Source organism: Acidovorax sp. SUPP950 (genome assembly GCF_030158935.1).
Classification (GTDB): Bacteria; Pseudomonadota; Gammaproteobacteria; order Burkholderiales; family Burkholderiaceae_C; genus Paracidovorax.
In genome coordinates this window covers 224,558-249,439 of sequence record NZ_BQXE01000005.1, presented here as the reverse complement: position 1 = coordinate 249,439, position 24,882 = coordinate 224,558, and the positions used below count along the sequence as shown (strand labels likewise).

The window sequence follows — 24,882 nt, the reverse complement described above, 5'->3', positions numbered from 1 at the left end:
CGTGCCTAGCGTGCCGCCCATGCAAGATCCCAAGCAACTGTTTGCCGAGAAATTACGCCAAGCCATGGTGGCTGCCGGCTACGAACCCAAGCCCTCCGTCCTCGAGCGGGAGTTCAACACCCGCCACTGGGGCAAGCCCATGACCCTGCATGGCGTGCGCCGCTGGCTCCTGGGCGAAACCATGCCCGATGCCCGCAAACTCATCACCCTGGCCGAGTGGCTGCGCATGCCGGTGCAGGAACTGGCCTTCGGCACGCCCACGCCGCAGGCGCGCGAAGAAGCCGCCCGCTGGCACGTGAACCTGGGGTACGAGGACCGCGAACTGTTCGAGACCTACCTGAAGCTGCCCGTGCCCAAGCGCCGCCTGGCGCGCGAGGTGATCCTGGCCATCGCCAAGGCCCAGGCCGCCGAACAGACCCCGCGCGGCGGCAACCGCTGACAGGCTCCCGGCCGACGGCCCGTCAGCCGGCGAACAGGGCGCCCACGCCCTGCGCCAGGTCGTCCGCATGCGACAGCACGAACAGCAGCAGGCCGATGAAGCCTCCCACCACCGTGCCGTTGATGCGGATGTACTGCAGGTCGCTGCCGATGTGCAGCTCCACCAGGCGCGCCAGCTCCTGGGCGTCCCAGCGGTCCACGGTGTTGCGGATGTGCTCGGCCACGAACTGCGACAGCTCGGGCGCCCACTGCGCCGCCCACAGCTCCAGCCGCACGTTCAGCCGCACCCGCAGCGCCGGATCGCCCGCGAGCGACAGGCCCAGCCACTGGCCCATGGCCGCCACCTTGCGCGAGACCGCCGAGTCCTCGTCGGCCAGGTCGCGCTGCAGGCGCTCGCGCAGGCTGGTCCACAGCGTCTGCACGTAGCGCCCCAGGGTGGCGTCGTTTTGCAGGTAGTGGCGGATCGCCATGCCGCGCTCGGCCCACTCCGGGTCGGACTGCAGGCGCTCCACCAGCCGCTGCACCGCCCCGTCCAGCGTGCCGCGCAGCTGGTGGGCCGGATTGCCGGCCACCTCGGCCAGCAGGTTCTCGATGGCCTGGGCGATGGCGCCAGCGCCCTTCTCGCTCAGCCAGTCGGTGGGCAGCACCTTTTCCTTCAGCGGGTGCTCGCGCTTGATCCACTGCACGATGGTCTCGGCGATGAAGGTGCGGGTCTGCGGGTCGCGCACCAGGGTGGACAGGCGCGCCAGCAGGTCGTCGAGCAGCGCCTGGTGGCGGCCGTTGTGGGTGAGCGCCTCCAGCGCCATGGCCATGGTGCGCGACAGGTCGATCTGCCCGATCAGCGTGCGCGCGGCATCGTTCATGAAGCGCTGGATGCGCTCGTCCTCCACCGTCTCCAGCGCCGACAGCGCCAGGCGCGACATCTGCCGCGCCAGCAGCTCGGCGTTGCCCGGCGAGGTGAGCCACTGGCCCAGCATGTGGGCCGGGTCGTGGCGGCGGATCATGGTGACCAGCGAAGGCGCATCGAGGAACTCGTCGCGCACGAACGACGCCAGGTTGCCGCCGATGCGCGCCTTGTTGCGCGCGATGATGTCCGTGTGGCGCTGCACGAAGGGCAGCGGAATGCGCCGGAACAGCGCCGACACGGCGAACCAGTCGGCCAGGGCGCCCACCATGGCCGCCTCGGCCACGGCGCGCACGCATTCCACCGCCAGGCTGCGGGGCAGCGCATAGGTCAGCGCGAACACGGCGGCCACCGCCAGCAACAGGCCCGTGGCCAGCCACTTGGCCCGGGTCAGTGCGCGGGCCTGGTCTTCGTGGGTGCTCTGCATCGCGCAAGGATAGCCCGAGACCCCTGTGGGACAGGGCCGCTTCAGTGCGCTGGCGGGGCGGCGATCTGGTCCAGCGCCGCGGCCAGGTGGCCCACGGTGCGGTCCACGTGGTGCCACTTCTCCAGCCCGAACAGGCCGATGCGGAAGGTCTGGAAGTCCGGGCCCTCGCCGCACTGCAGCGGCACGCCGGCGGCGGTCTGCAGGCCGGCCTCCATGAACTTCCTGCCGTTCTGGATGCCGGGGTCGGTGGTGTAGCTCACGACCACGCCCGGGGCCTCGTAGCCCTCGGCGGCCACGCTCGGAAAGCCCCGCTCGCGCAGCAGCGCGCGCACCCGGGCGCCCAGTTCGATCTGTTCGGCACGCACCTTGTCGAAGCCGTAGTCGCGCGTCTCGACCATCACGTCGCGCAGCTGCACCAGCGCGTCGGTGGGCAGGGTGGTGTGGTAGGCGTGCTGGCCCTTTTCGTAGCCCTCGGCGATCTGCATCCACTTCTTGAGGTCGCAGGCGAAGCTGCTGCTCGTGGTGCCGTCGATGGCCTGGCGGGCGCGCTCGCTGAGCATCACCATGGCGCAGCAGGGCGAGCCGCTCCAGCCTTTTTGCGGGGCCGAGATCAGCACGTCCACGCCGGTGGCCTGCATGTCCACCCACACGGCACCGGAGGCCACGCAGTCCAGCACGAAGAGCGCGCCCACGTCGTGCGCGGCCTCGCTCACGGTGCGCAGGTAGTCGTCGGGCAGCAGGATGCCGCTGGCGGTCTCGACGTGGGGCGCGAACACCACCTTGGGCGATTCGGCGCGGATGGCGGCGGCCACCTCATCGGCCGGGCACGGCGCCCACGGGGCCTGCGGGCCCTCGCCCTGGCGGCGGGCCTGGCACACCACCGCGCCGCCGCCCAGAGCGCCCGCGTCGAAGATCTGGCTCCAGCGGTAGCTGAACCAGCCGTTGCGCACGATGAGCACCTTCTCGCGGTTGGCGAACTGGCGCGCCACCGCCTCCATGCCGAAGGTGCCGCTGCCCGGCACCAGCACCGCCGTGTGGGCGTGGTAGACGCCCTTGAGCGTGGCCAGGATGTCCTGCATCACGCCGGTGAAGCGCCGGGACATGTGGTTAAGCGCCCGGTCGGTGTACACCACCGAGAATTCGAGCAGACCGTCGGGATCGATATCGGGCAGAAGGCCGGGCATGGTTGTCTCCGTGAGGGCTGGGCCATCGCGCCGCACACGCCGCACAGGCCGCGCTGGCCGGCAGACGGGGCGGACAAGGCCGGAAAAAATTGAGCGGGCCAGCTTAGCACGCGCACTTTCCGCGGGCCGGCCGCCCGCATCGCCGGTGCGATGGACGCAGCGGGCCCAACGCCGCTAGGATGCCGGACCGACCCTTTTCGACCCCAAGCCCCCACCAGGAGCCCCTCCCGATGCCCGACTTTCGCAGCGACACCGTCACCCAACCCACGCCGGCCATGCGCGACGCCATGTTCCAGGCCCCCCTTGGCGACGACGTGTTCGGCGACGATCCCACCGTGAACGCGCTGCAGGACCATGCGGCGCAACTGCTCGGCTTCGAGGCCGCGCTGTTCGCGTGCTCCGGCACGCAGACCAACCTGATCGCGCTCATGGGCCACTGCCAGCGCGGCGACGAAGCCATCGTGGGCCAGAGCTGGCACACCTACCGCTGGGAGGCCGGCGGCATGGCGGTGCTGGGCTCGATCCAGCCGCAGCCGGTGGAGACCCAGCCCGACGGCACGCTGCGCGTGGCCGACATCGCCGCCGCCATCAAGCCCGACGACCCGCACTTCGCCCGCACCCGCCTCGTGGTGCTGGAAAACACCACCGGCGGCCAGGCGCTGCCCACCGGCTACATCGCCGACGTGGCCGCCCTCGCCCGCTCGCGCGGCCTGGCCATGCACCTGGATGGCGCGCGCATGTTCAACGCCGCCACGGCCCACGCCGAGAAGAACGGCACCGACGTGTACGACGAGGCGCGCGCGATCTGCTCGCACTTCGACTCGGCCTCGGTGTGCCTGAGCAAGGGCCTGGGCGCCCCCGTGGGCTCGCTGCTGCTGGGCTCGCACGACTTCATCCGCCAGGCGCGGCGCACGCGCAAGATCCTGGGCGGCGGCATGCGCCAAGCGGGCTTTCTGGCCGCCGCGGGGCTGCACGCGCTGCAGCACCACGTGCGCCGCCTGGCCGACGACCATGCCCTGGCGCGCCAGCTGGCCGAAGGCCTGGCCGAGGCCGGCCGCAGCCACCCCGTGCTGCAGGGGCGCCTGACCGTGGCCTCGGCCCACACCAACATCCTGTTCACCGACGTGGAGGCCGACGTGGCCCCGGCCTTCACCGCGTGGCTGGCCCGGCACGGCGTGCGGGTGACCAGCGGCCTCTACGGCCGGGGCGCACGCCTGCGCTGGGTGGCGCACCTGGACGTGGGCCCCGAGGACGTGGCGCAGACGCTGGAGTGCGTGCGCCGGTTCGACGGGCGCGGGCAATGATCCGCTGAGGGGTCGGCAGGGGCTGCAGTCCCTGTGTCGCGCCGCAGGGGCGCGTGGGTTGAAACGGTGCCGGGCGATTGGACCGCCCTCGGGCCACCGCCACAGGTTCCCCGGTGCAGGCACACCCCTTCAAGGAAACAATCGAACGCTATATTTTTAATAGCAATACAGGCAATCAGTACTAGGGCATGAAGGGGTTTTGACTCAAAAACCGCTCCACACCCAGTCGAACCGCACGTCCAGCGGCAACTGGTGGATGCGGTAGGCCGCGGGCAGCGGCTCCAGCGGGCGCAGGCGCACCACGATCGACGGCATGCGCGGCGACAGCGGCGAGACGCGCTCGGCGGGAAGGCGTTCGGCCTCGGCCACCACGCCGACCACCTCGGCGCGGATGCGCCCGCCGTCCATGAACTGCAGACTGGCCTGGCGCCCCACCTGGGCGTAGCGCGCCTCGTTGGGCAGCACGTAGGCGTGGACCATGGGCGCCCCGCGCCCCTGCAACACGGCCACGTCGGTGCCGGGCACCACCCACTCGCCGCGGCGAACGAGCTGGCGCACCACGGTGGCGTCGAAGGGCGCGACCACGTCGGGCGACGGCAGCGCCGCGCCGGCGGCCAGCGGCCCCGTGCCCGCGTTCGTGCCCGGCGCCCCCGGGGCCGCGAGCGGCACGGGGCTCTGGGCGCGCAGCGCTGCCTGGGCAAGTGCGCGGTCGCGCGCCACCTGCGCGGCGTTCTCGGCCCGTTCGGCCCGCGCGCGGTCCACGCTGGCCTGGGCCTGCATCGCCTGCAGGCGCACGCCATCCAGTTCCTGGCGCGTGGCCGCGCCCTGCAGGCGCAGGCCTTCCATGGTGCGCACGCGCTCCTGGTGCAGGGCCGCCTGCCGCAGCGCCAGGCGCTCGGCCTCCTTCAGCCCGGCCAGGCGCGCGGCCTGGCCCTGCGCCACGGCCTGGGCCACGGCCGGATCGGTGGCGGCGGCCAGCGGCGCGGCCAGGGCCGTGGAGGCCGGCGCCCCTGCGGCCGTGGGCGGCTCCAGCACCATCACCGGCTGGCCCGCGGGCACGGTCTCGCCCACGGCCACGATGCGCGCCACGCGCCCGGAGGTGTGCACGCCCACGGCCACCTGCTCGGTGACGACGAAGCCGGGCGCCGTCTCCCACCAGTAGGCGATGGCAAAGCGCATCAGCAGATAGGCCGGCGCGGCGAGCACCATGGCCAGCAGCAGGTACCAGCGCCAGCGCGGCACCTGCCGCTTGGCGGCGGCGTAGCGCACCGGCAGGCCGTTGGCCTCTTGCGCCGAACCCGGCGGAATGTCGAACTGGATCTTCACGGGGTGGCCCCTTCAAAATCTTCCCATGCCTGCACGACCACGCCGGCGAACGCCGGCAGGTCGGACAGGGACTGTGCGAGCGCGCGCCAGCGCTGCAGGGCCGCGGCGCGGCCCACGCCATGGCTGCTTTCCTCGCGGGTGAGCGAGTCCTCCATGCTCTGGGCCACCGCCACCCGCAGGCCGGGCACGGCCTGCCGCACCAGCGGGCGCGCCAGTTCGGCCGCGCGCTCGGGCCGGCTCACGTAGACCATGGCCACGACCTCGGTGGCGCCGGCGGCCTGCAGGCGCTGCGCGAGGCCGGGCACCTGCAGCTCGCGGTAGTGCGTGGTCAGCGCCAGGGGCCAGGGCGTGGCGGCGCGCACCGCGCGCAGCGTGGCCACGGTGCCGTCCTCCCAGCCGGGCTGGTCGGCGGCGTCGAGCTGGCTGCGCTCCAGGTCGAGGTTGAGCCCGTCGAACGGCAGGTGGCGCAGCGGCGCCAGCAGCGCCAGCAGGGCCTCGCGCCCGGCGGGCAGGACCCAGCTGGGCTCGCCCAGCACCAGCTCCACCGCCATGTCCCGATCGTGCGCGTGCTCCAGCAGGCGCCGCAGGGCGGCGCGGCCCGGCGGGCGGGCCAGGGCGCGCAGCTGCGCGCTGGTGAAGGACAGCAGCACGCGCTGGCTGTCCTGGGGCATGGCATCGAGCCGCGCGGGCCGGTCCAGCAGCGCCTGCCCGCTCCAGGAGAACCACCCCAGGCCCGGCGCGCGGGCTGGCGGGGCCGGCTCGCCCCGCGCCGCCGGCGGCAGCGCGGACAGGGCGGTGAGCGCGGGCGCGAGCAGGTCGGGCAGGGGCTCGGCCGCGCCCGGCTGCGGCGGGCAGGGACTGCCGAGCGCCAGCACGTCGAGCGCGGCCAGCGCCCGGCGCTCCGAGCCGTCGATGACCTGCAGCGAAGCCTGGTAGAGGGCGTAGCGCGCCATCAGCAGGCGCGAATAGCCGTCGCCGTCGAAGGCATCGAGCCGCAGGCGCGCCACGCGCAGGCCCTCCTGGGCCGCCTGCAGCCGGTTCAAAAAGCCGGGCATCTCGCCGCCGCGCAATTGCCAGTCGGCCAGGGCCTGGTCCAGCACCGAGCGGTATTCGCCCAGGCGCAGTTCCATCAACTGATCGGCCCGGTCGCGCTCGCTCTGCAATTGGCCCCGGGCCGCGTCGCGCTGCGCGCGCCACTCCAGGGGCATGGAGAAATCCACGCCGACGACGGTGCTGCGGCCCGGCTGGCCGCCGATGTCGCGGCTCACCGACTGCGACAGCGACACGCCGGCCTCCAGGCCCGTGTGCTGCGCGTTCTCCAGCTGCGCGGCGGCGGTGTCGCGCTCGGTGCGGGCCTGGGCGATGGCGGGGTCGTCGCCCGCCTGCGCGAGCAGCGCCTCGCGGTCCATGCAGCGCGCGGGCCAGCCCGGGATGGCCGTGTCCACCCGCGCCACGGGCTGCCCCGCCAGCCGCGCGAGCGTGCGCAGCGCGCTGGACTGCGCGGCGCGCTGGGCATCGTGCGCGGCCTGCACGCCGTCGAACAGCGCCGACAGGTCGAGCCGGTCGGCCTCCAGCATCACGCCGGCCTGGCGCCGGTGCAGCAGCTGCGCCTCCACGGGCGCGCGCACGGACAGGAATTCCTGCGCCAGCAGGCGCCGCTGCAGGCTGTGCGCGAACCGCACATAGGCCTGGCGCACGGCCAGCCGCACGTTCCGCTGTGCCTGGGCCTGCCGCAGCCGGCCCAGCGATTCAGCGCCCTCGGCCTCGCGCACGCCACGCTGCTGGGCCTCGCGGCTGCCCAGCAGCGGCCAGCGCACGCCGACCTGGGCCTGGCCGCGCTGGTAGTCGCGGCTGGTGGTGTCGGTGACGGACTCGCGCACGCCCCCGAGGCTGGCGCCGCCGAACACGCGCGCGCCCTGCCCGGCGCGCGCCGCGCCGGTGCGCTGCGCGGCCACGTCGGCCTCGGCCTGCGCCAGCCGCACGGCCGGGGCCTGCACCTCGGCCCAGCCTTCCAGCTCCGCCAGGGTGGCAGGCGCCTGGGCCAGCACGTCGGCGGGCAGTGCGGGCGGCGCCTCCAGCGCCAACACGGGGGGCGCCAGCGGCGGGGCCGGCTCGGCCGCCAGCGCGCCCGCGCCCCACCCCATCAGGCACAGCACCGCGGCCCATGGCAAAAGACGTTTCCCCAGGCGATGCGGCATATCAGAACTTGGTTTTGCGCAGCACCCACCAGGGGGCCATCGCGGAGTCCAGGTGGGTCTTCAGGAAGACCTCCTGCAGGATCGAGAACGTGCAGTGCACGCGGTTGACGAAGGCGAAGATCGGAAACAGCGGCAGGAACCGCAGGTAGGCCGCGTCGTGCCGGGGCCGCTCGGACACGGCCACGAGGTACAGCAGGAAATAGAACAGCAGCGCCGCGAGGTACACCGCGTAGACGAACCCCAGAACCCCCAGCACCGCCCCCACCGGCAGCGTGAGCAGCATCACGCCGGTGTAGGCCACGATGAGAAAGGGCATGAGCACCTGCATCACCAGGCCGTTCACCACCACGAAGAGGAAATTGCGCCAGCCCAGCAGGCGCGGGCGCAGGTTCAGGCGGAACTTGCGGATGAAGATGTAGAACATGTCGCCGTCCCAGCGCAGGCGCTGGCGGAAGAACACGCGCCAGGTGTCCGGCGCGTCGGTGTGGCCCACGGCATGCGGGTCGAACACGATGCGCAGGCCCGGATGGCGGCCGAAGTACTGCTTGATGCGCATCGTCATGTCCAGGTCCTCGGCCGTGCCCGCGTCCCAGCCGCCCAGGTTGCGGATGAAGCTGGCGCGGAACACGCCGAACGCCCCCGAGATGTTGTTGACGATGTTGAACTCCGACAGCCCCGTCTTGCCCGCGCCGATGGACAGCATGTATTCCAGCGCCTGCATGCGCGCGGCCAGCGAGCGGCGGGCGTTGCGCACCCGCAGGCTGCCGGCGACGCCCACCACGCCGGGGTCGTCGAAGTGCCGCGTGGCATGGCGCACCATGTCGTTGTCGAACGAGGTGTCGCCATCGAGCGCCATCACGATCTCGCCGCTGGCGATCGACAGGCCGGCGTTCAGCGACGACACGCGGCCGCCGCGCTGCCACTTGGGCAGCACCACCAGCGCACGCCGGCGGGCACCGGCCAGCAGTTCGCGCGCGCCGCGGGCCGCACGCAGCGTGGGCTCGTTCTGCACCGCGCCGTCCACCACGGCGATGATCTCGATGAAGCCCGGGTAGATCTGCTGGGCGAGCGACTGGATGGTCTTGCGCACATCGTCGCCCTCGGAGTAGCAGGTGATGACGCAGGACACGCGCGGATAGCGCTCGCGCTGCAGGTAGGGCCGGTGCTCGCGCAGGCCGTACTTCACCATGCCCGCGCACACGAGCAGGAAGAACGGCGCCTCCAGCAGCACCACGAACGGGAAGAACTTGAGCGCCAGCTCCACCCACGACTGGTGCGTCGCGCTGGAAAACAGCGTGACGAACGCGAACACCACCTGCTCCCACATGCGTTCAGGCCCCGTCGCGCAGCCGCGCCATCAGGTCCGCGGCCTGCTCGCCGGAGCGCAGGCCGCCCGGCACCTCCAGGTGCCGGATGCGCGTGCGCAGCGGCATCGCGGCCGCGCCGCCGCCCGCGCCCTGGAGCGACGCCTGCAGACGCGCGGCCAGCCCCTCGGGCGAGGAGAACGGCAGGAAGAGCCACAGGCATTCCTCCTGCGTGCGCGTGGTGATGTCCGAGGTGCGCAGCAGTTCGTGCAGGCGCCGCGCGAACTCGTCGAGCATCAGGAACACGCGCGAGGCGCCTTCGCGTTCGATCACCTCGGCCGCGTTCTGGAACTCCACTAGCATCAGCGCGAACCGCATCTCGCCGTGGCGCGCATGCGTGGCCAGCGCCCAGTCGAGCATGCGGCGGAAATCGGCGGGCGGCACGTAGTGCGCGGAGTCGAGCGCGGCGAACGATTCCTGGATCTGCCCGGCGCGCAGCGCGGCACGGCCCTGCGGGCTCAGGCGCAGCGACGAGATCTCGCGCACGTCCAGCGTGCTGGGCTCGGCCGTGGTGCGGCAGTCCAGGCAGCGGGCCACCACCTGGGTCTCCACGAACACGTGGTGGCAGCTGCCGCAGGCGTACTGCGTGAGCGGCCGGTCGTAGTCCACGCCGATGTGCCGCAGCATGGCGTTGCACTTGGGGCACGAGAGCGCGCCATCGGCATGGAAGTCGGCCTCGGGCGCCACGTGGCCGCAGGCGAAGCAATGCAGCGAGGGCGACTTGCGGATGTGGATGCTGGTGCAGTGCGGGCACACGTCCAGGTAGTGAATGTGCGCGCTGCCGCAGGTGCGGCAGTGCCGTGTGCGGTCCACCAGCTCGGCCGGCTCCAGCAGCCGGCGCCGCGTGAGGCCGGCCAGGCATGCGTCGGCATCGTCGCCGGGCCGGGCCAGCGCCTCGACCATCGGGTAGCGGTACAGCGCCAGGCTGGCACGGTCGCATTGCGGCTGCAACTGGGCGCCGTCGCGCAGGCACAGGAAATACAGCACCCGCTCGTCGAAATGCAGGGCCGCGGGATCGAGCGGCAGGCTGCGCCGCACGGCCAGGCACAGCTCGCTGGCGGCCAGGGCGGCGGCATACGGCGCGGCGCCATCGGCCAGCCAGGGCGGGGCCGCATCGCCGGGCGCCACGAACAGTGGGCGGTCCCACCAGACGCTGGCGCGCAATTGGGCCGCCAACGCGGCGGGGGCATCGCCCTCCCAACCGTCCAGGTAGAACCCCAGGGGCTCCACGCCAGAGTCCGCGAAGGCCTCCCATGCACTCCAGGCCCTGGCCCTCGACTCGCCGGCCGCCAACTGCCCGGAAGGGCGCAGCACCACCATCGTTTCCAACGCCACGGCCGGCGTGATTTCAACATTCAAAACAACTATCCATTCGCGTTACGCCATAGAGCATGGCCGGCCGGATTCTAAAAGTGGGCCTTCCCGCACCCGGTAGGACAAGGCCGTCCGCAAGCCAGCGGCGTGCAACCCTTTGCAAGCACCGGCTGGCCGCGAATCCGCCACTCGCGCCTACCGGATCGGCGCGGCCCAATCCTCAACAATTCTCAAAAAGGACGGCGATCCAACACCCCGCTTTTGGCGATTGAAATTTGTCACGCAACTGTCAAAAATTACAAAAGGAAACAAACAAAACCAATCCACACCACTCATGAAACTGAGGTGAAATCATGAAGCTTTCGAACATCAAGATCGCCCACCGACTGGCGCTGGGATTTTCCCTGCTCATCCTGCTGATGCTCGGCCTGACGGTCATCGGCGTGAACCGGGTGTCCAACATCAACGCCAGCCTGGCCACCATCGGAGACTTCAACAGCGCCAAGCAGCGCTATGCCATCAATTTCCGCGGCAGCGTGCACGACCGCGCCATCGCGCTGCGCGACGTGACCCTGGCCACTCGGCCCGACCAGCTCCAGGCCGAGATCGACCTGATCCAGAAGCTCGCGGGCCACTATGCGCAATCGGCAGCGCCGCTGGACCAGATGTTCGCCTCCACCCCGATCGAGCCCCGCGAGCGGGAGGCCCTGGACCGCATCAAGGAGGTCGAATCACGCGCCCTGCCGCTGACCCGCCAAGTCATTGAGCTGAGCGGCGCCCACCAGCCTGAGAAGGCCATTCAGGTTCTGCAGGAGCAGGCCCGGCCCGCCTATGTGGAGTGGCTGGCCAGCATCAACCGGCTGATCGACATCGAGGAAGAAAAGAACAAGGCCGAATCGGCCAATGCGCGGTCCGTCGCCCAGGGCTTTTCCATCCTGATGCTGGTGCTCAGCGGCACGGCGATCGTGGTGGCGGCAGCGACGGCCTGGCTCATCTCCCGCAGCATCGTGCGCCCCATCCAGCGGGCGGTGCAGGCTGCCAGGACCATGGCCACCGGCGACCTGACGCAGGCCGTCGAGGCCCGGCAGACCGACGAGGCCGGCCAGCTGCTGCAGTCGCTGGAGGCGCTGCGCGACAGTTTCCAGAACGTGCTGTACGACGTGCGCCGTACCTCCGAGGCGGTGGCGGCATCCAGCACCGAGATCTCGCAAGGCACCCATGACGTGTCCAGCCGCACCGAGCACCATGCCAGCGCCCTGCAGCAGACCGCGGCGTCCATGGAGCAACTGGGCTCCACGGTGCGCCAGAACGCCGACAACTCCCGCCAGGCCAGCCAGTTCGCCACCCAGTCCAGCGCCGTGGCCATCCAGGGCGGCGAGGTCGTGACCGAGGTGGTCGAGACCATGAAGGGCATCCACGAAAGCTCCCGCAAGATCGCCGACATCATCGGCGTCATCGACAGCATCGCGTTCCAGACCAACATCCTCGCCCTCAATGCCGCGGTGGAGGCGGCGCGCGCGGGCGAGCAGGGCCGGGGCTTCGCCGTGGTCGCCAGCGAGGTGCGCAGCCTGGCCGGCCGCTCGGCCGAGGCCGCGCGAGAGATCAAGCACCTGATCTCCACCAGCGTGCAGCGGGTCGAGCAGGGCAGCGTGCTGGTGAACAAGGCCGGGGCCACCATGACGGAGGTGGTGTCGTCCATCCGCCGCGTGACGGACCTCATGCAGGAAATCAGCGCGGCCAGCAACGAGCAGGCGATGGGCGTCGCCCAGGTCGGCCAGGCCGTGTCGCAGATGGACCAGGTCACCCAGCAAAACGGCAGCGTGGTCGTGCAGATGGCGGCGTCCGCCAGCGGCATGAAGGACCGCACCAGCGCCCTGCTGCAGGCCGTGGGGGTGTTCCGGCTGAATCAGGAAAACGCCGAGGCCGGCCCGTCGCCGCAACTGGGCTGGACGCGCCGGGCCTGAGCATGGCGCGGCCCCTGCCTCAGGCGGGGGCCGCCCTGGTGCCGAAGACGCCCGTGCCGACCCGCACCAGGGTGCTCCCCGCATGGATGGCCGCCTCCAGGTCGGCGGTCATGCCCAGCGACAGCGTGTCGAACGCCGCGAAGCCCTCGCCCCCCTCCCCCCGGATCTGGTCGAACAGCGCTTTCGCCGCCGCATGGACCGCCAGCTGCACGGCGAAATCGGGGGCCACATCGGGAATGCTCATCAGGCCCCGCAGCCGCAACCGTGGCAGCCGCGCAACAGACCGCGCCAGGGCCAGAGCCTCCGTTGGCGGCACGCCCGCCTTGGTCGCGCCGCCGTCCACATTCACCTGGATGCACACATCCAGCGGCGCTAGGCCGGCAGGCCGCTGCTCCGCCAGGCGCTGCGCGATCTTTTCGCGGTCCACGGTGTGGACCCAGTCGAAATGCTCGGCCACCTGCCGGGTCTTGTTGCTCTGCACGGGACCGATGCAATGCCACTGCAGCGGCGGCGCCCAGGGCGTGGCGCCGCCTCGCAGCGCGGCGATCTTCGCCACGCCTTCCTGGATGTAGTTCTCGCCGAACGCACGCTGCCCGGCCTCGGCGGCACGGCGCACGGCGTCGTCGCCGAAGGTCTTGGAAACGGCCAGCAGGCGCACGCTGGCAGGGTCGCGCCCAGCCGCGGCGCAGGCCTGCGCGATGCGCCCAAGAACCTGTTGGAGGTTGTTACCAATCGTCGTCATAATGATTCCTCTGAGCGTACCAAACGACCGAGGGACCCCGTGGACATCACCCAACTGCTGGCATTCAGCGTGAAGAACAAGGCTTCTGACCTGCACTTGTCGGCGGGCCTTCCACCCATGATCCGGGTCCACGGCGACGTGCGGCGCATCAACGTCGATGCGCTTGACCACAAGACCGTCCACGCCATGGTGTACGACATCATGAGCGATGCGCAGCGCAAGGCGTACGAAGAATTCCTGGAAGTGGACTTTTCCTTCGAGATCGAGGGCCTGGCGCGCTTTCGCGTCAACGCGTTCAATCAGAACCGCGGCGCGGCCGCCGTGTTCCGGACCATTCCGAGCAAGATCCTGACGCTGGAGCAGCTCAACGCCCCCAAGATCTTCGGCGAACTGGCCTTGAAACCGCGCGGCCTGGTGCTGGTCACGGGCCCCACGGGCTCGGGCAAGTCCACCACGCTGGCGGCCATGGTCAACTTCCTGAACGAAAGCGAATACGGCCACATCCTCACGGTGGAAGACCCGATCGAGTTCGTGCACGAATCCAAGAAGTGCTTGATCAACCAGCGCGAGGTCGGGCCGATGACGCTGTCGTTCGCGGCCGCCCTCAAGTCGGCCCTGCGCGAAGATCCGGACGCCATCCTGGTGGGCGAAATGCGCGACCTGGAAACCATCCGCCTGGCCATGACGGCCGCGGAAACGGGCCACTTGGTGTTCGGCACGCTGCACACCTCCAGCGCCGCCAAGACCATCGACCGGATCATCGACGTGTTCCCCGCCGAGGAAAAGGAAATGGTGCGGGCCATGCTGTCCGAGTCGCTGCAGGCCGTCATTTCGCAGACGCTGTGCAAGACCAAGGACGGCCAGGGCCGTGTCGCGGCGCACGAGATCATGCTGGGCACCAGCGCCATCCGCAACCTGATCCGCGAGGCCAAGGTGGCACAGATGTACTCCACCATCCAGACCAGCAGCAGCGCCGGCATGCAGACCCTCGACCAGAACCTGACCGACCTCGTCCGGCGCAACGTCATCAGCCCGGCCGAGGCGCGGGGCAAGGCGAAGATCCCCGACAACTTCCCGGGTTGATGCACACCGCATCCTCTCCCGTCCACCCACCCCAGAGATTCGCGGCCTTTTTCAGGCGGCACACCGGAGCACCCCCTATGAAAGGCATCCTCGGCCTGTTGAAGGCCAAGACCCGCGGCGGCAAAGCGGCGGAAGAAGGCGGCGACTCCGTCTTCTTCACCACCGCTTTCGCCGGACAAGGTGTGGACGACGCCATGCTGGTGCCCTGGGAAGCCCGCGCCGTCGAGGTGGGTGCCAGGCGCATGGCCGCCAGCCGCGGCGGCAAGCTGCTGCAGGCGCTGTGGTCCAAGGACAAATACATGGCGCACCTGGACCGGGACGCCGTTGAGCGCATGGAGCGCTTCTTCGAGTTCGCGGCCGTCGCGCCCAACCGCGATGTGATCCGCCAGGACGAGTACGGCAACTTCATGGTGGTGCTGCTCACCGGCACGATCGCCGTCGATCGCGTGCAGCCCTGGGGCGAGCACCTGCGCTTGGCGGAAACCCGGCCCGGCGATATCCTGGGCGAAATGTCGCTGCTGGACAGCGGTATCCGCTTTTCGGCCTGCACCACGCTGACTGACTGCGAGATCGCGGTGCTCAGCGCGGAGGCCATGGACGACATGATGACCAAGGACCCCCAGCTGGCTGCCAGCCTGGTGGCCCTGCTGGCACGCAAGCTCTCGCTGCGCCTTCGCGTCGTGAGCGCCCGCCTGTCCGACAGCCAGAAATGACGCACCGCGCTGCAACCACCCCAGGGAGAGCTGATGGAACGCGATCAGGCCAGTAAATTCATCAACGATCTGCTCAAGCTCATGGTGAGCCGGGGTGGCAGCGACCTGTTCATCACGGCCGAGTTTCCGCCCGCGATCAAGGTGGACGGCAAGGTCACCAAGGTGTCCCCGCAGCCGCTCACTCCCGCCCACACGCTGACGCTGGCGCGCGCCATCATGAGCGACAAGCAGGTGGCCGACTTCGAGCGCACGAAGGAGTGCAACTTCGCCATCTCGCCCGCCGGCATCGGGCGCTTTCGCGTGAACGCGTTCATCCAGCAAAGCCGCGTCGGCATGGTGCTGCGGACCATTCCGCTCACGCTGCCGACCATCGACGGGCTCGGCGTGCCGCAGGTGCTCAAGGAAGTCACGATGACCAAGCGGGGCCTGTGCATTCTGGTGGGCGCCACGGGCTCGGGCAAATCGACCACGCTGGCGGCAATGGTGGACTGGCGCAACGAGAACTCGTTCGGCCACATCATCACCGTGGAAGACCCCATCGAGTTCGTGCATCCGCACAAGAACTGCGTCGTCACCCAGCGCGAAGTGGGACTCGATACCGACAGCTGGGAAGCCGCCCTCAAGAACACGCTTCGCCAGGCCCCGGACGTCATCCTGATGGGCGAGATCCGCGACCGCGAAACCATGGAGCATGCGGTCGCCTTCGCCGAAACAGGCCACCTGTGCCTGGCCACACTGCACGCCAACAGCGCCAATCAGGCGCTGGACCGCATCATCAATTTCTTTCCGGAAGAGCGGCGCGCGCAACTCCTCATGGACCTGTCGCTCAACCTGCGCGGCATGATCTCCCAGCGCCTCATCCCCAAGCAGGATGGCAAGGGCCGGGCCGCGGCGGTCGAGGTGATGCTGAACACGCCCCTGATCGCCGACCTGATCTTCAAGGGCGAAGTCGCCGAGATCAAGGAGATCATGAAGAAGAGCCGGAACCTCGGCATGCAGACCTTCGACCAATCGCTGTTCGACCTGTTCGAGGCCAACGTCATCACCTACGAAGACGCGCTGCGCAATGCCGACTCACTGAACGACCTGCGTTTGCAGATCAAGCTGGGCAGCCAGCGCGCCAAGACCACCGACCTGGCCTCGGGCACCGAGCACTTCGCCATCGTCTGACGCCAGCCGCCCCACCACCCGCCCTTGCCCGGCGGGTTTTCTTTTTTCTGAAATGGAGCCCTCTCCCATGCCCAGCACGAATCCCCGCAGCTACGACGCCACGCCTTTCCGCAAGGTCGCCTTTCTCGGCCTGGGCGTCATGGGCTACCCCATGGCGGGGCACCTCGCCCTCGCAGGCCATACCGTTACCGTGTACAACCGCACCGCGGCCAAATCGGCCGCCTGGTGCGAAGAGTTCGCGGGCAGCGCCGCACCCCGGCACGCCCCCACGCCACGCGAAGCCGCCCAGGGGGCGGACATCGTCTTTTGCTGTGTCGGCAACGACGACGATCTGCGTTCCGTCACGCTGGGTGCCGATGGCGCCTTCGCGGGCATGCAGCCCGGCGCGGTCTTCGTGGATCACACCACGGCATCGGCCGAGGTCGCTCGCGAACTGTACGGCGCGGCGCGCACGCTGGGACTGCAGTTCATCGATGCCCCCGTGTCCGGTGGCCAGGCTGGGGCCCAGAACGGCCAGCTGACCGTGATGTGCGGCGGCGACGCTGCCACCTTCGACAGCGTGAAGCCCACCGCGCTGGCCTTTTCCCGGGCTTTCACCCGCGTGGGCGACAGCGGATCGGGCCAACTGGCCAAGATGGTCAACCAGATCTGCATCGCCGGTATCGTGCAGGGCCTGTCGGAGGCGATCGCCTTCGGTCAGCACGCCGGGCTGGACATGCCGCTGGTGCTGGACGTCATCGGCAAAGGGGCCGCGCAAAGCTGGCAGATGGACAACCGCGGCAAGACCATGGTGGAAGGCCGCTTCGACTTCGGCTTTGCCGTGGACTGGATGCGCAAGGACCTCGGCCTGGTCCTCGACGAATCCCGCCGCAACGGCGCACGTGTGCCGGTCACGGCGCTGGTGGACCAGTTCTATGCCGATGTGCAGCAGCACGGCGGCGCCCGTTGGGACACCTCCAGCCTGATCACGCGGCTGGGCCGCCAGAAAACGAACGGGTAAAAGAACCGATCGTTCAGCCTGGCCGCGCGGGATCCCTCGCGGCCGTGGCCAGTGGCCTGGTGCCGGAACCGCTTTGGCCGATTCGCTGGCAGCCGCCGACGCTCAGCGGACCGGCACGTTGGGCGAAGCGTCCGTGGTGACTGGCGCGGGACGCTGCTGCGCGAAGCCACGCTCCAGTTCCTGCTGCGTGATGATCTCGAACACGCGCACGACCTTGCGCACGCCGTTCACGCCCCGGGCGATGTCGGAGGCCCGGTCCGCCTCGCGCTGCGTCACGCGTCCCATGAGGTACACCGTCTCGCGCTCGGTGACCACCTTGTAGGCACTAGCGAACAGGTCCTTGGCATCGACGAAGCTCGCGCGCACCTTGCCGGTGATCAGCGTGTCGTTGGAGCGCTGCGTGAGAGAACTGGGGGGCATCACGGCCAGGTCGTTGACGACCGAGCGCACGTTCTCCACGGCCAACGCGGTCTGCTCGAGTTTTTCCTTGTCCTGCGCGGTCGGCACTTCGCCCGTCAGCAGCACTTGCCGGTTGTAGCTGGTCACATTGACATGGACGCGGTCGCCGAAGGTGTCGCGAATGCGGTTGGAGGCACGCAGTTCGATGCCTTCGTCCTCCACCTGCGTGCCCGTCGTGCGCCGGTCCGACGCCATCATGCTGCCCATGACGGCAGCGCCGCCTACCACCAGCGGAGCGCATGCCGAGAGGGCCGACCCCAAGGCGCCCACGGCCAACAGGGTGCAAGTCAATCGGGTCAAGCGGGTCATCGGGAAGCTCATAGCGGTATCTCCTGTTCACCAAGTAATTGGGCGTCCACGCCGTCGCACAGGCAGTGCAGGACCAGCGAATGCACCTCCCGCACGCGTGCGGCGCGGTCGTGGGGCACGGCGATCAAGACGTCGGTCTCGCGCAGCATGCCGGCCAGCCGGCCACCGCTGCGACCCGAAAGGGCGACGACGGTCATGTCTCTTTCATGCGCTGCATCGCATGCGGCCAGCAGCGGCAGGTCATTGCCGGACTCCGACAGCGCCAGCAGGACGTCGCCCGCCTGTCCCAGCGCTCGCACCTGGCGTCCCAGCGCGTCGATGTCCGGGCCCTCGAGGCCGGCAGGGGTCCAGATTGCGTCGGGCGCCAGTGCCATGGCCGCCAGTTCCGGCCGCTCCCGTTCGAACCCGGCCACGCATAGGGCAGCAAACTGCTGCGCCTGCGCCGCGGCCGGACCGCTGCCGCAGGCCAGCACCTTGCCGCCACTGGTGACGCAGGCGAGGATGGCCTGCACAGCGGAAGCGATGGGATGGCTCAGGGTCTGCGCGGACTGGTATTTGAGGTCGGCGCTATCGATGAAATGCTGTTGAATGCGTTGCTCTAGCATGAGGCAAAGATGATACCTGTGGGGTCGGCGCCGTTTGGGTCAACCATGGGCGGCAGGCGTAAAACACTGCATCCGCTTTGACTCCAACCAAGGGCTTGAAACGTTATTGCGCCTCGAAGGCGCCACGCAGCCACTGCACGGAACCGCCTTCTACCAGGACGGCATCGAAGCGGCATGGCGGTGGTGCAGGCAGGCGCATCAGGTAGCAGCGGGCGGCAAACACGATCCGCTGCTGCTTGGTCCGGCCGATGCTGGCACCAGCGCCGCCAAACGCACTGCTGGCGCGGCTTCGCACCTCAACGAACACCACCGTGCCGTCGCGATCCCGCACGATCAGGTCGATCTCGCCGCCGCCACGCCCGGGCGTTCGATAATTGCGCTCGACCAGCCGCAGTCCAGCGGCTTGCAGGTGGGCCAATGCGAGGTCTTCGGCAGCATTGCCGACCACGCGCGTGTTGGCTACCGGTTTTTTCCCAAGGAATCCCATTGAGCGCCTCTTTCGCTTCAGCCCTGAACGCCGCACGCGACGCGGCGGCTGCGCAGCATTATCCGCAAGGGGCTCTGTACGTCGTGGCCACCCCCATCGGTAACTTGGCCGACATCACACTGCGGGCGCTGCACGTGCTGCAACTGGCCGACACCATCGCCTGCGAAGATACGCGCCATACCCAGGCGCTGCTGCGCGCCTACGGCATAGAGAAAACCAGCAGTCAATTGCTGGCGGTGCACCAGCACAACGAGGCCGAGGCATCGCATTCGGTGGTCGAGCGTTTGCGCGACGGACAGCGGGTGGCCTACGCCAGTGATGCGGGCACCCCGGGCGTCAGCGATCCGGGGGCGCGGATCGTCGCTGCCGTGCACGCGGCAGGGTTGCGCGCTGTGCCACTGCCAGGAGCGAGCAGCGTGACATCGGCACTCAGCGCTGCGGGCGCATTCGCCCAGGGGGCCGAAGGTTTTCTTTTTGCCGGTTTTCTTCCAACCAAGAGCGGCGAGCGGGCAACGGCAGTGCAACATCTCGCCACGGAAACCCGCTGTGTGGTGCTGCTGGAGGCCCCACACCGAATTGCAGAACTGGCCCAGGCCCTTGCGGTCTTGGGAGACCGGCAGGTCACGCTCGCCCGGGAGCTGACCAAACAGTTCGAAGAAATTGCCACCCAGCCTGCCCATGCCCTGTCCATCTGGCTGGCCGGCGGACCACAACGCTCGCGGGGCGAGTTCGTGGTGCTGTTGCACCCGATCCAGGCAGCGCAGGACGATGGCGATGGTCTGCGTGTGCTGAAGTTGTTGATGCAGGAACTCCCGCTCAAAACCGCTGTCCGCCTGTCGGCCGAGATCACAGGATCATCGCGCAATGCCCTGTATGAGTCGGCCCTGGCGCTCAAGCAGGAAGGCGGAACGCAGGCCTAGCAGGCTCGGCCCATGCCAGGCGCTGCACTGCAACTGCTGAGCGGCGGTGAACGCATCGGTCCGCGTGAGGTACCGCCCTTTCTCAGCCGACGGTGTACGCCAGTCCGGAGGCCACGCCGCCGAACAGGTCACCTTCCATCTGGGTCACCTGTGGGAAGGCCTTCTTCAACGCGGTACGCAGCGGGCGCAGCGCAGAAGAGCCACCGGTGAGATAAATGGCATCGATGCCACTGGCGTTCAATTCGGCCTTGCGCAGGCACTCCTGGGCGCAATCCACAATCTGCTGCAAAGGCCCCTCCAGTTGCGCTTCCAGGACATCGGGTGAAATGAAGGATTGCAGATCGGATTCGAGCCAATCCAGCACGATGGGTTCTGCAGCGCTGTTTTGCGACACCGCGATCTTGGCGTGTTCCACCGCATTGGCCAGACGGTGCCCCCACCGTTCGTTGAGCACCTCCATTAATCGGTCGTGCAAGCGAAGGTCTGCATAGTCGGTCCGGAGGGACTGCGCGTCCCTCAGAGCTTTCGCGCTGTACAGCCACTGGATCAGGTGCCACGTCGATAAATCGAAGAACACGCGGCTGGGCACTTCCCGGCCACTGGGCCCGATGTGGCGCAGTCCGAGAAGCGGCATGACCTGGGCCCGGCTCAGTCGTTGGTCAAAATCGGTTCCACCCAGGTGAACCCCGGAGGTGGCCAGCACGTCGGAACTGCGATCGGCCAGCAAGGCACGCTCCGGGCCGAGGCGCACGACGGTGAAATCCGAGGTCCCCCCGCCGATATCCACCACCAGCACCAATGATTCATGCGTGATCCGCTGTTCATGGTCCAGCGCCGCTGCAATGGGCTCCAGTTGAAAGGAGACATTGGTAAACCCCGCATCCAAGGCCGCCTGTCGCAAGGCGTCTTCCGCCTGCGCATCACGCGCTTCGTCGCCATCCACGAAGTGGACAGGGCGCCCCATGACAACGCGGTCTGGCATCGCGCCCAGCGCCTGCCGGGCCTGCCCTGCCAACGTGCGCAGAAACAGTGCGATGATGTCTTGATAGCTCACCATGCTCTGGTGAACCGCTGTCTTGTCCTGTAGGAGCGCGCTGCCGAGCAGGCTTTTCAGCGACCGCATGAGCCGCCCTTCCGTGCCCGCGAGGTAATGCGCCACGGCATCGCGCCCGATGTGTGTCTGATGGTCTTCCGTATTGAAGAACAGGGCGGTCGGCAATGTGGTTGCAGTCCCTTCCAACGGTAGCAACGTGGCCACGCCCCTGCCCCGTCTCACCGCCATGGCGGAATTGGAGGTGCCGAAATCAATGCCAAGCGTGGTTTCTTCTGAGGATGTCATCGTGAACAAAGGAGAGATAGGCATCACCCCCGGATTGATCGGGCGGCATCAAACCATCAAGAAGCTGTCGGCACGCGCACCTTTCAGTGTTGCAGTGTGTCGTCATTAATCGCCCTGATGTGAAAAGATGCCGATCGTCACCCACTGACTGGAGGCCAGCCAAAGCTTCCCATCAGTGTTTATCCAGTGAGTTAAACGACAAAAACAAAAAAGCCCACTGATTAGTGGGCTTTTTTGAGAGCGTTTCCGCTTTATTGGTTGCGCGAGGAGGATTTGAACCTCCGACCTTTGGGTTATGAGCCCAACGAGCTACCAGACTGCTCCATCGCGCGGCAAGAGATAAATTATAACCTACTTTTATGCTTTTGCGGAAGCATTTGCGGTTTCTGTAGATTCTTCTGCACGATCAACCAGTTCGACATACGCCATAGGTGCATTGTCACCCACGCGGAAACCCATCTTCAGGATGCGCGTGTAGCCGCCTGGACGTGCCTTGAAACGGGGGCCGAGCACATTGAACAGCTTGGTCACGCTGTCACGATCGCGCAGACGATCGAATGCCAGGCGGCGATTGGCCAGGGTGTCTTCCTTCGCCAAAGTGATCATGGGCTCCACCACACGGCGCAACTCCTTGGCCTTGGGCAGCGTGGTCTTGATGGCCTCGTGCTCGATGAGCGAGTTCATCATGTTCTGCAGCATCGCGAGTCGGTGCGAGCTGGTGCGATTGAGTTTACGAAGGCCGTGTCCGTGGCGCATGGTGCTTTCCTTATGAGTAATTAAATCGGGCAGCCGTATCAGGTACTGCCCAAGGCACTGGCTCCCCCGAGGGAGCCCAAAATTATAACTTAACGCTTGTCGAGGCCTGCAGGTGGCCAGTTCTCCAGCTTCATTCCCAGAGTCAAACCACGGGAAGCCAAGACTTCCTTGATTTCATTGAGCGACTTACGTCCAAGATTAGGCGTCTTCAGCAACTCGTTCTCGGTGCGTTGGATCAGGTCACCGATGTAGTAGATGTTCTCGGCCTTCAGGCAATTGGCAGAGCGCACCGTCAATTCCAGCTCGTCCACAGGGCGCAGCAAGATCGGATCGAACGTTGCACTGCCGCGAGGACCTGCTGGCGCATCGAATGCCGCCAATTCGCCGCCTTCGAGCTGCGCAAACACAGCCAGCTGTTCTACCAAAATCTTGGCGGATGCGCGAACTGCATCTTCCGCCGTGATGGCACCATTCGTCTCGATTTCGACAACCAGCTTGTCCAGATCGGTGCGCTGCTCGACGCGGGCGCTTTCCACGGTGTAGCTCACGCGCTTGACCGGGGAAAAAGATGCGTCCAGCACAATGCGGCCAATCGACTTCGTCGACTCGTCGGCATAACGGCGCAGATTGCCTGGCACGTAGCCACGGCCTTTTTCTACCTTGATCTGCATGTCCAGCTTGCCGCCCTGCGACAGATGAGCGATGACGTGATCGGGGTTGACGATTTCTACGTCATGAGGCGTCTGGATATCCCGAGCCGTGACCACCCCTTCACCGTCCTTGCGAAGGCTCAGCGTGACTTCGTCGCGGTTGTGGAGCTTGAACACCACACCCTTGAGATTCAACAGGATGTTGACGACATCTTCCTGAACACCATCAATGGATGAATACTCGTGCAAGACGCCTGCGATCGTGACTTCCGTTGCTGCGTAACCCACCATGGACGAGAGCAGAACACGGCGAATGGCATTGCCCAGAGTGTGGCCGTAACCGCGCTCAAAGGGCTCCAACGCGACCTTGGCACGATTGTGGCCAAGCTGCTCGACATTGATCGCCTTGGGTTTCAGCAAATTGGTTTGCATTCAGACTTCCTCTCAATACCCCCAGCTCGTTACACCGGTAAGGCTGGTGAAGCGCCTATACCGCGATGCCTCGCGGTATAGGAACAATTTTCTCGAATGTGCGCTAAATGCTTAGCGCGAATAGAGTTCAACGATCAGGGATTCGTTGATGTCAGCGCCGAATTCGTCACGATCCGGAACCTTCTTGAAGATACCTTCGGCCTTGTCGGCATTCACTTCCACCCACGCTGGCATACCCACTTGCTGAGCCAGCTGCAAGGCTTCGACCACGCGACCTTGCTTCTTGGACTTTTCGCGCACAGCCACCACATCGCCCGTCTTGACGAGGTACGAGGCGATGTTGACAGACTGGCCGTTCACGGTGATAGCCTTGTGCGACACCAGCTGGCGTGCTTCTGCGCGCGTGGAACCGAAGCCCATGCGGTACACCACGTTATCCAGACGGGATTCCAGCAGGAACAGCAGGTTGGCACCCGTGTTGCCCTTGCGGCGATCAGCGGCTTCGAAATAGCGGCGGAATTGCTTTTCCAGCACGCCATACATGCGCTTGACCTTCTGCTTTTCGCGCAGTTGCAGACCATAGTCGGACGTGCGAGCACCAGAGGTGCGGCCGTGCTGACCTGGCTTGGAGTCGAACTTGGCCTTGTCCGCGATAGAGCGGCGAGCGCTCTTCAGGAACAGGTCAGTGCCTTCACGGCGGGAGAGTTTGGCCTTGGGGCCGAGGTAACGTGCCACTTGAGCTTCCTTGGATTGTCATCTTCCGCAACATCATTGCGGGAGCCACCTGCTGCCAAAGCAATCAGGTGGCGGTGGGCTTATAAAAATTAGATGCGACGGCGCTTTTGCGGACGGCAGCCGTTATGGGGAACCGGCGTCACGTCGGAGATCGAAGTGATGCGGATACCCAGGGCGCCCAGCGCGCGCACCGACGATTCACGACCAGGACCTGGGCCCTTGATCTCGACATCAAGATTCTTGATGCCTTGTTCAATGGCAGCACGACCCGCGACTTCGGATGCAACCTGTGCAGCGAATGGCGTGGATTTGCGCGAACCCTTGAAACCTTGACCACCCGACGACGCCCAGGACAAGGCATTGCCTTGGCGATCGGTGATCGTGATGATGGTGTTGTTGAACGAAGCATGCACGTGCGCGATACCGTCCGAAACGTTCTTGCGAACCTTCTTGCGAACGCGCTGTGCAGCGTTATTGGCGGGAGACTTTGCCATGTTGATCTTTCAATCTTTTTACTTCTTCAGCGCTGCAGCACCCTTGCGCGGACCCTTACGGGTACGAGCATTCGTGCGCGTACGCTGACCACGCATGGGCAGACCGCGACGATGGCGGAAGCCGCGGTAGCAGCCAATGTCCATCAAGCGCTTGATGTTCATCGTGGTTTCGCGACGCAGATCACCTTCGATGGTGAACTGCGCGATCTGATCGCGAATTTTTTCGAGATCGCCGTCCGTCAGATCCTTGATCTTCTTGGAATAAGCGATGTCACAGGCTTCGCAGATCTTGCGAGCGCGGGTGCGACCAATGCCAAAAATGGCGGTCAAGCCGATTTCAGCATGCTGATGCGGCGGAATATTAATGCCAGCGATACGTGCCATATGCGTCCTCTAATACTTTCAATCAACCTTGGCGCTGCTTATGGCGCATGTCCGTGCAGATCACGCGCACCACACCTTTGCGGCGGATGATCTTGCAGTTGCGGCAGATTTTCTTGACCGAAGCCGAAACTCTCATTTCATTCTCCTAAAACTCGTCTTTTCGTCCCGGCCCACTGCGCGG

At 67.2% G+C, this 24,882-nt stretch carries 25 protein-coding genes and 1 tRNA gene; 8 read left to right on the top strand and 18 right to left on the bottom strand.

Annotated elements, in window-relative coordinates:
- Positions 1 to 19: 19 nt before the first annotated feature.
- Entirely contained in the window at positions 20 to 439 is a 420-nt protein-coding gene (locus AVME950_RS19745; protein WP_272566942.1) for an XRE family transcriptional regulator, read from the top strand.
- Between the two features lie 22 nt (positions 440 to 461).
- On the opposite strand, the gene AVME950_RS19740 is transcribed toward AVME950_RS19745, so the two are convergent.
- Positions 462 to 1,769: a DUF445 domain-containing protein gene (locus AVME950_RS19740; protein WP_284431092.1), complete on the bottom strand. Its 1,308-nt coding sequence runs from the start codon at positions 1,767 to 1,769 to the stop codon at positions 462 to 464.
- Positions 1,770 to 1,810: 41 nt separating this feature from the next.
- Positions 1,811 to 2,953, bottom strand: a complete 1,143-nt coding sequence (locus AVME950_RS19735) for an aminotransferase class V-fold PLP-dependent enzyme (RefSeq protein WP_284431091.1) — start codon at positions 2,951 to 2,953, stop codon at positions 1,811 to 1,813.
- A 230-nt stretch (positions 2,954 to 3,183) separates the two neighbouring features.
- Here AVME950_RS19735 and ltaE point away from each other — a divergent pair, with 230 nt between their 5' ends.
- Positions 3,184 to 4,257 (top strand): low-specificity L-threonine aldolase, encoded by a 1,074-nt coding sequence (ltaE, locus tag AVME950_RS19730; protein WP_284431090.1) that lies wholly within the window; start codon positions 3,184 to 3,186, stop codon positions 4,255 to 4,257.
- A gap of 204 nt (positions 4,258 to 4,461) precedes the next feature.
- Here the strand turns inward: ltaE and AVME950_RS19725 are convergent, their stop codons facing one another.
- The 4 genes from AVME950_RS19725 to AVME950_RS19710 are packed head-to-tail and all read right to left on the bottom strand — an operon-like array spanning position 4,462 to position 10,504.
- Positions 4,462 to 5,583: an HlyD family secretion protein gene (locus AVME950_RS19725; protein WP_284431089.1), complete on the bottom strand. Its 1,122-nt coding sequence runs from the start codon at positions 5,581 to 5,583 to the stop codon at positions 4,462 to 4,464.
- Positions 5,580 to 7,781 (bottom strand): TolC family protein, encoded by a 2,202-nt coding sequence (locus tag AVME950_RS19720; protein WP_284431088.1) that lies wholly within the window; start codon positions 7,779 to 7,781, stop codon positions 5,580 to 5,582. Before AVME950_RS19720 ends, AVME950_RS19725 begins: the two co-directional genes overlap by 4 nt.
- 1 nt (position 7,782) lies before the next feature.
- Entirely contained in the window at positions 7,783 to 9,108 is a 1,326-nt protein-coding gene (locus AVME950_RS19715) for a glycosyltransferase family 2 protein (protein ID WP_284431087.1), read from the bottom strand.
- A 4-nt stretch (positions 9,109 to 9,112) separates the two neighbouring features.
- Entirely contained in the window at positions 9,113 to 10,504 is a 1,392-nt protein-coding gene (locus AVME950_RS19710) for a TackOD1 domain-containing metal-binding protein (RefSeq protein ID WP_284431086.1), read from the bottom strand.
- A 308-nt stretch (positions 10,505 to 10,812) separates the two neighbouring features.
- Between AVME950_RS19710 and AVME950_RS19705 the strand changes: the two genes are divergently transcribed.
- Positions 10,813 to 12,423 (top strand): methyl-accepting chemotaxis protein, encoded by a 1,611-nt coding sequence (locus AVME950_RS19705; protein ID WP_284431085.1) that lies wholly within the window; start codon positions 10,813 to 10,815, stop codon positions 12,421 to 12,423.
- 19 nt (positions 12,424 to 12,442) lie between these two features.
- On the opposite strand, the gene AVME950_RS19700 is transcribed toward AVME950_RS19705, so the two are convergent.
- Complete coding sequence (locus AVME950_RS19700) at positions 12,443 to 13,165, bottom strand: YggS family pyridoxal phosphate-dependent enzyme (RefSeq protein WP_284431084.1); 723 nt, start codon at positions 13,163 to 13,165, stop codon at positions 12,443 to 12,445.
- A 39-nt stretch (positions 13,166 to 13,204) separates the two neighbouring features.
- Between AVME950_RS19700 and AVME950_RS19695 the strand changes: the two genes are divergently transcribed.
- From AVME950_RS19695 to AVME950_RS19680, 4 genes are all read left to right on the top strand, one after another.
- Entirely contained in the window at positions 13,205 to 14,248 is a 1,044-nt protein-coding gene (locus AVME950_RS19695) for a type IV pilus twitching motility protein PilT (RefSeq protein WP_092744851.1), read from the top strand.
- 77 nt (positions 14,249 to 14,325) lie between these two features.
- On the top strand, positions 14,326 to 14,961 hold the full coding sequence (locus tag AVME950_RS19690; RefSeq protein ID WP_272566930.1) for a cyclic nucleotide-binding domain-containing protein: 636 nt from the start codon (positions 14,326 to 14,328) through the stop codon (positions 14,959 to 14,961).
- Positions 14,962 to 14,994: 33 nt separating this feature from the next.
- On the top strand, positions 14,995 to 16,131 hold the full coding sequence (locus AVME950_RS19685) for a PilT/PilU family type 4a pilus ATPase (RefSeq protein ID WP_272566929.1): 1,137 nt from the start codon (positions 14,995 to 14,997) through the stop codon (positions 16,129 to 16,131).
- 67 nt (positions 16,132 to 16,198) lie between these two features.
- A complete protein-coding gene (locus AVME950_RS19680) occupies positions 16,199 to 17,131 on the top strand; it encodes an NAD(P)-dependent oxidoreductase (RefSeq protein WP_284431083.1) in 933 nt (310 codons plus the stop codon).
- Positions 17,132 to 17,233: 102 nt separating this feature from the next.
- Here AVME950_RS19680 and AVME950_RS19675 read toward each other — a convergent pair whose 3' ends face one another.
- The 3 genes from AVME950_RS19675 to AVME950_RS19665 form a co-directional block, all read right to left on the bottom strand.
- On the bottom strand, positions 17,234 to 17,911 hold the full coding sequence (locus AVME950_RS19675; RefSeq protein ID WP_372588178.1) for a BON domain-containing protein: 678 nt from the start codon (positions 17,909 to 17,911) through the stop codon (positions 17,234 to 17,236).
- A complete protein-coding gene (locus AVME950_RS19670) occupies positions 17,908 to 18,504 on the bottom strand; it encodes an SIS domain-containing protein (protein ID WP_284431081.1) in 597 nt (198 codons plus the stop codon). The genes AVME950_RS19675 and AVME950_RS19670 overlap by 4 nt, the downstream gene beginning before the upstream one ends.
- A 103-nt stretch (positions 18,505 to 18,607) precedes the next feature.
- Entirely contained in the window at positions 18,608 to 18,991 is a 384-nt protein-coding gene (locus AVME950_RS19665) for a YraN family protein (protein ID WP_284431080.1), read from the bottom strand.
- Here AVME950_RS19665 and rsmI point away from each other — a divergent pair.
- Positions 18,991 to 19,911 (top strand): 16S rRNA (cytidine(1402)-2'-O)-methyltransferase, encoded by a 921-nt coding sequence (gene rsmI / locus AVME950_RS19660; RefSeq protein WP_284431079.1) that lies wholly within the window; start codon positions 18,991 to 18,993, stop codon positions 19,909 to 19,911. The two genes, AVME950_RS19665 and rsmI, sit on opposite strands and share 1 nt — an antisense overlap.
- 82 nt (positions 19,912 to 19,993) lie before the next feature.
- On the opposite strand, the gene AVME950_RS19655 is transcribed toward rsmI, so the two are convergent.
- The 8 genes from AVME950_RS19655 to rpmJ form a co-directional block, all read right to left on the bottom strand.
- Positions 19,994 to 21,250 carry an Hsp70 family protein gene (locus AVME950_RS19655; protein WP_284431078.1) on the bottom strand — a complete coding sequence of 419 codons (1,257 nt, stop codon included), beginning with the start codon at positions 21,248 to 21,250 and terminating at the stop codon, positions 19,994 to 19,996.
- A 255-nt stretch (positions 21,251 to 21,505) separates the two neighbouring features.
- Positions 21,506 to 21,582 (bottom strand) — tRNA-Met (locus AVME950_RS19650).
- Positions 21,583 to 21,607: 25 nt separating this feature from the next.
- On the bottom strand, positions 21,608 to 22,006 hold the full coding sequence (rplQ, locus tag AVME950_RS19645; protein WP_284431077.1) for a 50S ribosomal protein L17: 399 nt from the start codon (positions 22,004 to 22,006) through the stop codon (positions 21,608 to 21,610).
- Positions 22,007 to 22,095: 89 nt separating this feature from the next.
- Positions 22,096 to 23,088, bottom strand: coding sequence for a DNA-directed RNA polymerase subunit alpha (locus AVME950_RS19640; protein ID WP_272549398.1), 993 nt, complete (start codon positions 23,086 to 23,088; stop codon positions 22,096 to 22,098).
- A 111-nt stretch (positions 23,089 to 23,199) separates the two neighbouring features.
- Positions 23,200 to 23,823 carry a 30S ribosomal protein S4 gene (gene rpsD, locus AVME950_RS19635; RefSeq protein ID WP_272566916.1) on the bottom strand — a complete coding sequence of 208 codons (624 nt, stop codon included), beginning with the start codon at positions 23,821 to 23,823 and terminating at the stop codon, positions 23,200 to 23,202.
- An 89-nt stretch (positions 23,824 to 23,912) separates the two neighbouring features.
- Positions 23,913 to 24,317: a 30S ribosomal protein S11 gene (gene rpsK, locus AVME950_RS19630; protein ID WP_011793799.1), complete on the bottom strand. Its 405-nt coding sequence runs from the start codon at positions 24,315 to 24,317 to the stop codon at positions 23,913 to 23,915.
- A gap of 18 nt (positions 24,318 to 24,335) precedes the next feature.
- Entirely contained in the window at positions 24,336 to 24,701 is a 366-nt protein-coding gene (gene rpsM, locus AVME950_RS19625; RefSeq protein ID WP_056670935.1) for a 30S ribosomal protein S13, read from the bottom strand.
- 22 nt (positions 24,702 to 24,723) lie between these two features.
- Positions 24,724 to 24,837, bottom strand: a complete 114-nt coding sequence (gene rpmJ, locus AVME950_RS19620) for a 50S ribosomal protein L36 (RefSeq protein ID WP_011793797.1) — start codon at positions 24,835 to 24,837, stop codon at positions 24,724 to 24,726.
- Positions 24,838 to 24,882: the final 45 nt, after the last annotated feature.

Coding starts and splice junctions, on each gene's coding strand:
- AVME950_RS19745 (WP_272566942.1), top strand. CDS start 20: ATGCAAGATCCCAAGCAACTGTTTGCCGAGAAATTACGCCAAGCCATG.
- AVME950_RS19740 (WP_284431092.1), bottom strand. CDS start 1,769: ATGCAGAGCACCCACGAAGACCAGGCCCGCGCACTGACCCGGGCCAAG.
- AVME950_RS19735 (WP_284431091.1), bottom strand. CDS start 2,953: ATGCCCGGCCTTCTGCCCGATATCGATCCCGACGGTCTGCTCGAATTC.
- ltaE (WP_284431090.1), top strand. CDS start 3,184: ATGCCCGACTTTCGCAGCGACACCGTCACCCAACCCACGCCGGCCATG.
- AVME950_RS19720 (WP_284431088.1), bottom strand. CDS start 7,781: ATGCCGCATCGCCTGGGGAAACGTCTTTTGCCATGGGCCGCGGTGCTG.
- AVME950_RS19715 (WP_284431087.1), bottom strand. CDS start 9,108: ATGTGGGAGCAGGTGGTGTTCGCGTTCGTCACGCTGTTTTCCAGCGCG.
- AVME950_RS19705 (WP_284431085.1), top strand. CDS start 10,813: ATGAAGCTTTCGAACATCAAGATCGCCCACCGACTGGCGCTGGGATTT.
- AVME950_RS19700 (WP_284431084.1), bottom strand. CDS start 13,165: ATGACGACGATTGGTAACAACCTCCAACAGGTTCTTGGGCGCATCGCG.
- AVME950_RS19690 (WP_272566930.1), top strand. CDS start 14,326: ATGAAAGGCATCCTCGGCCTGTTGAAGGCCAAGACCCGCGGCGGCAAA.
- AVME950_RS19685 (WP_272566929.1), top strand. CDS start 14,995: ATGGAACGCGATCAGGCCAGTAAATTCATCAACGATCTGCTCAAGCTC.
- AVME950_RS19680 (WP_284431083.1), top strand. CDS start 16,199: ATGCCCAGCACGAATCCCCGCAGCTACGACGCCACGCCTTTCCGCAAG.
- AVME950_RS19675 (WP_372588178.1), bottom strand. CDS start 17,911: ATGAGCTTCCCGATGACCCGCTTGACCCGATTGACTTGCACCCTGTTG.
- AVME950_RS19670 (WP_284431081.1), bottom strand. CDS start 18,504: ATGCTAGAGCAACGCATTCAACAGCATTTCATCGATAGCGCCGACCTC.
- AVME950_RS19665 (WP_284431080.1), bottom strand. CDS start 18,991: ATGGGATTCCTTGGGAAAAAACCGGTAGCCAACACGCGCGTGGTCGGC.
- AVME950_RS19655 (WP_284431078.1), bottom strand. CDS start 21,250: ATGACATCCTCAGAAGAAACCACGCTTGGCATTGATTTCGGCACCTCC.
- rplQ (WP_284431077.1), bottom strand. CDS start 22,006: ATGCGCCACGGACACGGCCTTCGTAAACTCAATCGCACCAGCTCGCAC.
- AVME950_RS19640 (WP_272549398.1), bottom strand. CDS start 23,088: ATGCAAACCAATTTGCTGAAACCCAAGGCGATCAATGTCGAGCAGCTT.
- rpsK (WP_011793799.1), bottom strand. CDS start 24,317: ATGGCAAAGTCTCCCGCCAATAACGCTGCACAGCGCGTTCGCAAGAAG.
- rpsM (WP_056670935.1), bottom strand. CDS start 24,701: ATGGCACGTATCGCTGGCATTAATATTCCGCCGCATCAGCATGCTGAA.
- rpmJ (WP_011793797.1), bottom strand. CDS start 24,837: ATGAGAGTTTCGGCTTCGGTCAAGAAAATCTGCCGCAACTGCAAGATC.